At 67.5% G+C, this 8,063-nt stretch carries 7 protein-coding genes; 2 read left to right on the top strand and 5 right to left on the bottom strand.

All coding sequences use genetic code 11. The annotated features are described in order from the left end of the window. The 5 genes from Y887_RS16515 to Y887_RS16495 all read right to left on the bottom strand — a co-directional run. The coding region (locus Y887_RS16515) for a family 43 glycosylhydrolase (protein ID WP_046965390.1) at positions 1-1,260 on the bottom strand (1,260 nt) is incomplete at its 3' end. A 215-nt stretch (positions 1,261-1,475) separates the two neighbouring features. After that, positions 1,476-2,759, bottom strand: a complete 1,284-nt coding sequence (locus tag Y887_RS16510) for a TRAP transporter large permease (protein ID WP_046965389.1) — start codon at positions 2,757-2,759, stop codon at positions 1,476-1,478. Further along, entirely contained in the window at positions 2,759-3,280 is a 522-nt protein-coding gene (locus Y887_RS16505; protein WP_046965388.1) for a TRAP transporter small permease, read from the bottom strand. The genes Y887_RS16510 and Y887_RS16505 overlap by 1 nt, the downstream gene beginning before the upstream one ends. 10 nt (positions 3,281-3,290) lie before the next feature. Continuing rightward, positions 3,291-4,289, bottom strand: coding sequence for a TRAP transporter substrate-binding protein (locus tag Y887_RS16500; RefSeq protein ID WP_046965387.1), 999 nt, complete (start codon positions 4,287-4,289; stop codon positions 3,291-3,293). 37 nt (positions 4,290-4,326) lie between these two features. Continuing rightward, a complete protein-coding gene (locus Y887_RS16495; protein WP_046965386.1) occupies positions 4,327-5,148 on the bottom strand; it encodes a 2-keto-4-pentenoate hydratase in 822 nt (273 codons plus the stop codon). Between the two features lie 138 nt (positions 5,149-5,286). On the opposite strand from Y887_RS16495, the gene Y887_RS16490 reads away from it, so the two are divergent. Continuing rightward, positions 5,287-6,339, top strand: a complete 1,053-nt coding sequence (locus Y887_RS16490; RefSeq protein WP_046965385.1) for an alpha/beta hydrolase — start codon at positions 5,287-5,289, stop codon at positions 6,337-6,339. Then, the gene (locus Y887_RS16485) at positions 6,336-7,955 is read left to right on the top strand and encodes a carboxylesterase/lipase family protein (RefSeq protein ID WP_046965384.1); all 1,620 of its coding nucleotides are present in this window, start codon (positions 6,336-6,338) and stop codon (positions 7,953-7,955) included. The genes Y887_RS16490 and Y887_RS16485 overlap by 4 nt, the downstream gene beginning before the upstream one ends. Positions 7,956-8,063: the final 108 nt, after the last annotated feature.

Raw genomic sequence — 8,063 nt, 5'->3', positions numbered from 1 at the left:
CAGCAGCGCCCCGCCCTGCCCGCCCGGTGCCACGGTCATCTGCACCTCGAACTGGTAGGCCTGGTCGGTGGCGATCACCGTCAGCGGCGAGGCGTTGCGCGGGGCGGTGCCCTTGCCCTGCAGGCGCAACACGCCATCGCCGACCTGCAGGCGCTTGGCCTCGTCGGCGGCCGGGTTGAAGAACGCCCACTGCGGGCCCAGCGTGCTGGCGCGGAAGTCGTCCGACAGCGCCAGGCCGTGGGCCAGCGCCTGGCCGCTGGGTTTCTTCAGCGGGGTCCCCAGATCGCCGCCCTTGGCGACGAACCAGCCGTCCGGGGTCCATTCGATCGGGTCCAGCAAGGCCTGCCGGCCCAGCGTCCAGAAGCCGTGCTCGTAGCCGTGATACAGCATCCACCAGCGTTTGTCGGTGCCTTCCACCAGGGTGGCATGGCCACGCGACCACCACGGCTCGTCGGCACTCTTGGTGCGGGTGATCGGGTTGTTGGGGGCGTTCTGCCAGGGGCCGTGGATCGAACGCGAGCGCGCAGTGATCACCATGTGCCCGGTCGGCGGGCCGGCGGTGCCGCCCACGGCGGTGGTCATGTAGTACCAGCCGTTATGGCGGGTGATCTTGGGGCCTTCCTGCGCGTAGCCTTCCACGTCCCAGCTTTCCGGGTACTTCCAGCCGTCGTAGACGTGCCTGGGCGTGCCGACCACCTTCAGGCCGTCGTCGGAGAGCTGCACGTAATCGCCGCCGCTCAGGAACAGATAGCGCTTGCCGTCCTCGCCCACCGCGTGGCCGGGGTCGATGTACTTGCCCAGGCCGATGTCGATCGGCTTGCTCCACGGGCCGGTGATGTCGTCGGCCCAGACCACGAAGTTGCTGCGCTCGCCCTGGTCGCCGCGGCGGGCCGGGAAGTAGATGTAGTAGCGCTTGCCGTGCTTGATCAGGTCCGGCGCCCAGATCGCGCCGACGTTCTGGGTGATGGCATGGCCCAGCGGCTGCCAGTTGACCAGATCGCGCGAATGCCAGATCGGCAGGCCCGGATAGGCATCGAAGGAGGACAGCGTGAGGTAGTAATCGTCGCCGTCCTTGAGCACCGACGGGTCGGGGTGATCGCCGGCCAGCACCGGGTTGAGGAAGGTGCCATTGCCCTGATCGGCGATGCGCTGATGTTCGATGCCGCGCTTCCAGTCGGCCGCGCCACCCAGGCCGGCGCACAGCAGCAATCCGGCGGCAACCAACCAGCGCAGCCGGGGGGAGGTGATACGTACACGCATGCTGTCTCCTAGTCCCCAACGGGTGGGGCGATGCGGTCACCGGCAGGCAATGCCACCGGTTAACCGAATGAGGCGGAAGTCTCCCGCCAGCAGCGACGTCCTGCACGCTCGGCAAGGCGTCGCACGCGCCCGGCAGGCGGGGGATCGAGCGGCATCACCTGCCGCATCGATCACGCCCTTCCACCAGGCACCCGATCGCTCAGCGCGTCATGGCCTCAGGCGCGCAGCGCGCGTGGCAGCCACAACGACAGCTCCGGGAAGAACGCCACGATCAACAGCACGCACAGCGCCGCCAGCCAGAACGGCCAGATGGTGCGCATGCTCTGGGCGATGGTGATTTGCCCGATGGAGGTGCCGATGAACAGCACCGAGCCGATCGGCGGCGTGATCAGGCCGATCCCGCCGGCCAGCACCATCACCAGACCGAAGTGGATCGGGTCGATGCCGTAGGCCTTGACCACCGGCAGGAAGATCGGCGTGCAGATCAGGATCTTCGGTGCCAGGTCCATGAACATGCCCAGCAACAGCAGCATCACCACGATCATCAGCAGCACGGTGTTCTTGCTGTCGGCGATGGCCTGCAGGAACTTCACCGCCGCCGCCGGCACCTGCAGGTACGCCAGCAGCCAGCCGAACACCGCCGCAGTGGCGATCACGAACAGGATCACGCCGGTGGTGCGTGCGGCATGCGTCACGGCGGCGAAGAACTCGGCCCAGCGCAACTGGCGATACAGCAGCGCGGTGACGATCAACGCGTAGACCACGGCGATCGCCGCGCTCTCAACCGCGGTGAAAATGCCCGCACGGATACCGATGAAGATCAACGCCACCAGGCCCAGGCCCGGCAATGCGCCGAACAGGCGCAAGGCCACCGCACGCCAGCCCGGGAACGGCTCGGTGCCGTAGCCACGGTGGCGCGCCACCGCATAGCCGGTGACCATCATCGCTGCGGTCATCAGCAGCGCCGGCACGATACCGGCCGCAAACAGATCGGCAATCGACAGGCCGCCACCGGCCGCTGCCGAGAACAGGATCAGGTTGTGCGAAGGCGGTACCAGCAACGCCACCAGCGCGGCGGTCATGCTCACGTTCACCGCGTAATCGCGGTCGTAACCGCGCTTGATCATCTGCGGAATCATGGTGCCGCCGACCGCCGACACATCGGCGATCGCCGAACCGGACACGCCGCCGAAGAACAGCGACGACAGCACACTGACCTGGCCCAGACCGCCGCGCACACGCCCCACCAGCGACGAGGCAAGCGCGATCAAGCGTTCGGAAATGCCGCCGCGCAACATCAACTCGCCGGCGAAGATGAACAGCGGAATGGCGATCAACGACGCCGAGCCGCTACCAGCCGAAATCTGCTGCACCAGCACCACCGTGGGCAGGTCCAGATACAGCAGCGTGGCCAGTGCGGCCGCGCCCAAGGCGTAGGCCACCGGCACGCCGATCAGCAGCAGCACCACGAAGGTTCCCAACAACATGGCGATGCCCATCAGCGCACTCCTCCAACATGGACCGGGCGCAGCACACGCCACAACTTGAACAAGGCGAACAGCACCATCAGCGCGCCGCCGATCGACAACGGCAGGTAGTTGATGCTCTGCGGCATCTGCGCGCCGGCCATCTTGATGTCCAGGCCATCCAGCAGCAGCGCCGCGCTCCACCAAGCCAGCACCGCACCGATGGACAGGATCATCAGCGGGCGAATCACTTCGAAGAGTTTGCGCACCAGCGGCGGCACGTGTTCGCCCAGCAGGTAAAAGCCGAAGTGGCGGTTGGTGTGCACACCGGCGGCGGCGCCCAGGCTCAGCGCGGTGCTCAGCAGCAACAGCGTCACCGGCTCGGTCCAGCTGGGCGAGTCGTTGAGCACGTAGCGGGTGAACACCTGCCAGCCCTGCACGACCACCAGGCCCAGCAGCGCCAGCGACGCCACGCCAATGGCAATATCGGAAACGCGGTCCAGCGCGCGCTGCAACGGCGCGACCGGGACGGCGACGGTCTCGGGTTCGGTCATCGGGATACCTCTATGCGAAATCGCGGATGCGGCGGTACAGCGCTTCGATCTCCGGCTGCTTGCGGTACTCGGCCAGCAGCGGGGCGGCGGCGGCGCGGAACGCCGGCATGTCGACCTGGTTGAGCTTCACGCCGTAGTCGATCACCTGCTTGCGCGCGACCGTTTCCGACGCATCCCACAACTGGCGCATCACCGGCACCGACGCACGCGCCAATTCCACCACCAGGCCGCGATCGGCCGGGCTCAGCGATTGAAAACTCTTGCGCGAGATCACCAGGATGTCCGGTGCGTAGGAATGCTCGCTCTGCGACCAGTAGTGCGCCGCCTCGAAATGACGGCTGGACTGGAAGCTGCGCATATTGTTTTCCGCACCGTCGATCATGTGCGTTTCCATCGCCGAAAACGTCTCGCCCAGCGACATCGGGGTGGGATTGGCACCCAGCATGCGCATCAGCTTGAGGAAGATGTCCGACGAGGCCACGCGAAGTTTCAGGCCCTTGAGATCTTCCGGGCGGTGCAGCGGATGCTTGGTGTTGTAGAAGCAACGCGCGCCCGAATCGTAGATCGCCAGGCCCACCAGGTCGCGCTGTTCGAAGCTGCGCAGGATGCTGTCGCCGACATGGCCGTCGATGACGCGGCGCAGATGCGGCACCGAGTCGAACACGTACGGCAGGCACAGCGCCTGGGTGAGCGGAAAGGTGTTGTTCAACGCACCCGAGTACACGCGGGTGATGTCGATGGCGCCAAAGCGCGCCATGTCGATCGCCTCCGACTCGCGACCCAGCTGGCCGGAGTGGTACTGGCGCAGTTTGAGCCGGCCGTTGGTGCGCGCTTCGAGCTGTTTGCCGAACCACCGCACCGCCTCCACGGTGGGGTAGTCGCCGACGTGCACATCGGTGGCGGTGAGCAACTGCCCGCCGGGGATCGGCGTGGTGGCGCCGGCACCCAGCCAGGGCGCGGCGGCGGCGGCGCCGAGCCCGGCACCGAGGAAATGTCTGCGTGTGATCATTGGCGCCCTCCCAAGCGTCTGGTCACCGGGTCCGCCGTTATTTGGCGGACACAGCCGTACAGGAAATGTCGCCGATGCCGGCGAAGCGAATCAGGGCACGCTGTCCCACTTCAATGTCATGGATACCGGTGGCATTGCCCGTGGCAATGAGATCACCGCGCTTGAGCGGGCGCCCGCGCCGGGCCGAACGGCTGAGCGCAAATGCGTAGGCCGCGCGCAAACCGCCCGGCAGCGTGGTGGCGCCGCCGGTACCCACCACCTGATCGTCGATCAGCGTTTCGGCGCCCAGCGCGGCTTCGTCGCGACCCAGCCAATCGGTCACTTCCGGCCCCAGGATCAGCCCGTTGTTGTTACCGAAATCGGAAATCACTACACGCGGGCCCAGCTTGTTGATGGTCGCCAGCGGGCTGCTGGCGATCTCCACGCCGATGAACAGCGTAGCCGGCAACGCAGCGGCCTCGTCTGGCGTGTAGTCGATCTTGTCGCCCGGCGCATCGGCCTCCAGCCGAAGCACATACTCCGCCTCCACTGCGCCGAAGCCGCCGACATAGATCGGAAACTCGGTTGTTCCACCGGTAGCATTCCACAGCTTCTGAGAGAAGATCGGGCCGAGCAGACGCTCGTCGCCGGAGGCATCGCGGCGCTCGGCGGCGATGTACCCCACCTTCCAGCCAACCACGTGGTCGTGCCACTGGCTGATGGCGATGTCCTGCACCTGGTAGGCAGTGACCAGATCGCCAGGGATTTGCCCGGGAAAGTCCGGAAGCGAGGCCCCTGCACGGCGTGCCTCCACAAAGCGCTGGGCGATGTCGGACAGCGTGGATGTGGACGTTGGCGGGGTGGCGGCGTCGTTGCTCAAGGGTGTCTCCCTGATAGGTGTTTTGTTGCACTGCCAATCGACAGCGGCACGGTGTGCTGTATATGGTAAACCGGTGTCATTGGCAATGTGCAGTGCGACATTGTGACCGCGATACCGAAGTGGCCCTGGGAGGGGTAGATGCAGCAGACACGCCAAAAACACCTTGGAAACCAGGCGGTGCGGGCCCTGCGCCGCTGCCTGGCCGCGACCCTGGCCGCGCTGGCAATGGCCAACGGGCCGGCCTGGTCCGCAGAGCGCGCCAGCGCCGATACCGCCGCCGAGCAGGCCAGCCGGATCGCGCTGTGGCCGCAGGCGATGGCACCGGGGGACACCCCATTGCCGCAACCGCAGCGCATCGTGGACCGCAGCAGCGATGACGCCCTGCCCGACCGCTACATCCAGAACATCAGCCAACCCTATCTGGTGGTCTACCGCCCCAAGCGGCCCAACGGCACCGCGTTGCTGGTCACGCCCGGCGGCGGCTACCAACGCATCGTGCTGGACAACGAAGGCAGCGCGCTGGTGCCAAGCTTCGTCGACCAGGCCGGCATCACCTTGTTCGTGCTGCGCTACCGGCTGCCCGGCGAAGGCCACCCGAATGGCGCCGACGCGCCGCTGGCCGATGCGCAGCGCGCGCTGCGGCTGATCCGCGCCAATGCGGGCCGCTACGGCATCGATACGCAGCGGGTCGGGATCATGGGCTTTTCGGCTGGCGGCCACGTCGCCGCCAGCCTGGAGACGCGTTATGCCGCGCAGGTGTATCCGGCGCAGGACGCCGCCGATGCATTGAGCGCGCGGCCGGACTTCGCGCTGCTGATCTACCCGGTGATCGACATGGACAGCGCCAATGCGCATCTGGGTTCGCGCGAGCGCCTGCTCGGCAAGGCGCCCAGCGCTGCGCAGGTCGGCGCGTATTCGCCGCAACTGCACGTGGATGCGCGGACACCGCCGACGTTCTTGCTGCATGCGCAGGACGACACCGTGGTGTCGGTGCGCAACAGCCTGCTGCTGCACGACGCGCTGCTGCGCGCCGGCGTCCCCAGCGAACTGCATGTCTTTCCGCAGGGCGGGCACGGCTTCGGCACGGCGGCCACCAGCGGCTTGACCGTGGCTGCGTGGCCGCAGCTGGCACAGGCGTGGATGGCGCATCTCGGCAAGGCACCGGCTGCCGCGCAGGACGCGGCACGATGACCGCGCCATCCACGCCCGACGTGCGCCGACGCACGCTGCTGCGCGGTGGATTGCTCGCCAGTGCCGCCGCCGCGCTACCGGGTTTCGCCGGTGCCGTGCCACCACCGCCGCGCGACGACAGCGCTCCGCTGGCCCAGGTGCGTAGCGGTGCATTGCGCGGCTATCGCGAGCAGGGCATCTGCGTGTTCAAGGGCATTCCCTACGGCGGCGACACCGCCGCGCGGCGCTTTCAGGCGCCGGTGCCGGAAGCCGCGTGGACCGGCGTGCGCGATGCCGCCAGCTTCGGCGCCGCTGCGCCGCAACCCAAGGCCAGCGAACCCACCAGCGAGGACTGCCTGTTCCTCAACGTGTGGACACCCGGCCTGCGCGATGGCGGCAAGCGTCCGATCCTGTTCTATATCCACGGTGGCGGCTACACCACCGGCTCCGGCAGCGACCCGCTCTACGATGGCGTGCGCCTGTGCCGGCGCGGCGACGTGGTGGTGGTCACCGTCAATCACCGGCTCAACCTGTTCGGTTATCTGTCGCTGGCGCAGCTGGGCGATGCCAGCGTTGCCGACTCCGGCAATGCCGGGCAGCTGGACCTGATCCAGGCACTGCACTGGGTGCGCCAGCACGCGGCCGAATTCGGTGGCGATGCCGGCAATGTCACCGTGTTCGGCCAGTCCGGCGGCGGCGCCAAGATCGCCACGCTGATGGCCATGCCCGCAGCACGCGGCCTGTTCCATCGCGCCTGGACCATGAGCGGGCAGCAGGTCACTGCGGCAGGACCGCGCGCCGCCACCCAGCGCGCGCAGCTGCTGCTGGATGCATTGAAGATTGCGCCGGCCGATCTGGCACGCCTGCGCAGCGTGCCGGTGGCGCAGCTGTTGGCTGCCGCGCAGGTGCGCGACCCGTCGCGGGTGGAAAACAGCGCGTTGTATTTCGGCCCGGTGCTGGATGCGCGCAACCTGCCGGTGCATCCGTTCTGGCCCGAGGCACCGCTGCAGTCGGCGACGATTCCGATGGTGATCGGCAACACGCGCGACGAGACGCGCGCCTTTCTCGGCAACGATGCGGCCAACTTCGCGCTGACCTGGGACACCTTGCCCGCCAGGCTGGAAGCGCAGCAATACGTGGATCTATTGCCGCAGGTGGTGATTGCCGAATACCGCCGCCTGTATCCGCACTATTCGCCATCGGAGGTGTTCTTCGCCGCCACCACCGCCGGGCGCTCGTGGCGTGGCGCAGTGGAAGAAGCCCAGGCGCGTGCGCGCCAGGGCGCACCCACCTGGGTGTATCAGCTGGACTGGGCCTCGCCGCTGGAGGGCGGCAAGTTCGGCGCCTTCCACACGCTGGATATTCCGCTGGTGTTCGACACCATCGGCCAGCCCGGCTCGCGCACCGGCGACAGCGCCGATGCGCAGCGCATGGCCGACCAGATGAGCGCTGCCTTGATCGCGCTTGCGCGGCATGGCGACCCCAATCATCGCGGTGCCCCACGCTGGCGGCAGTACTCGTTGCAACGCCGCGAGACGTTGCTGTTCGATGTGCCTAGCCGGATGGCGAACGACCCGCGCGGTGGCGAACGCCGGCTGTATCAGCAAGCGCCATTCATTCAACGCGGCACGTTCTGAGCGCTTGTCGTGTCGAGCCAACAACGGGAAGGGCGGGCGCCATCCGCGTGCGGACGGCGCGCTCAATCGCAGGGCCGCAGCGATACATGCGTACTCGTACGCCTGCCA

It is taken from the genome of Xanthomonas pisi DSM 18956, assembly GCF_001010415.1.
GTDB classification, from domain to species: Bacteria; Pseudomonadota; Gammaproteobacteria; order Xanthomonadales; family Xanthomonadaceae; genus Xanthomonas; species Xanthomonas pisi.
Note: the sequence above shows the minus strand (reverse complement) of the source record. Positions and strands in the feature narration are given on the sequence as shown.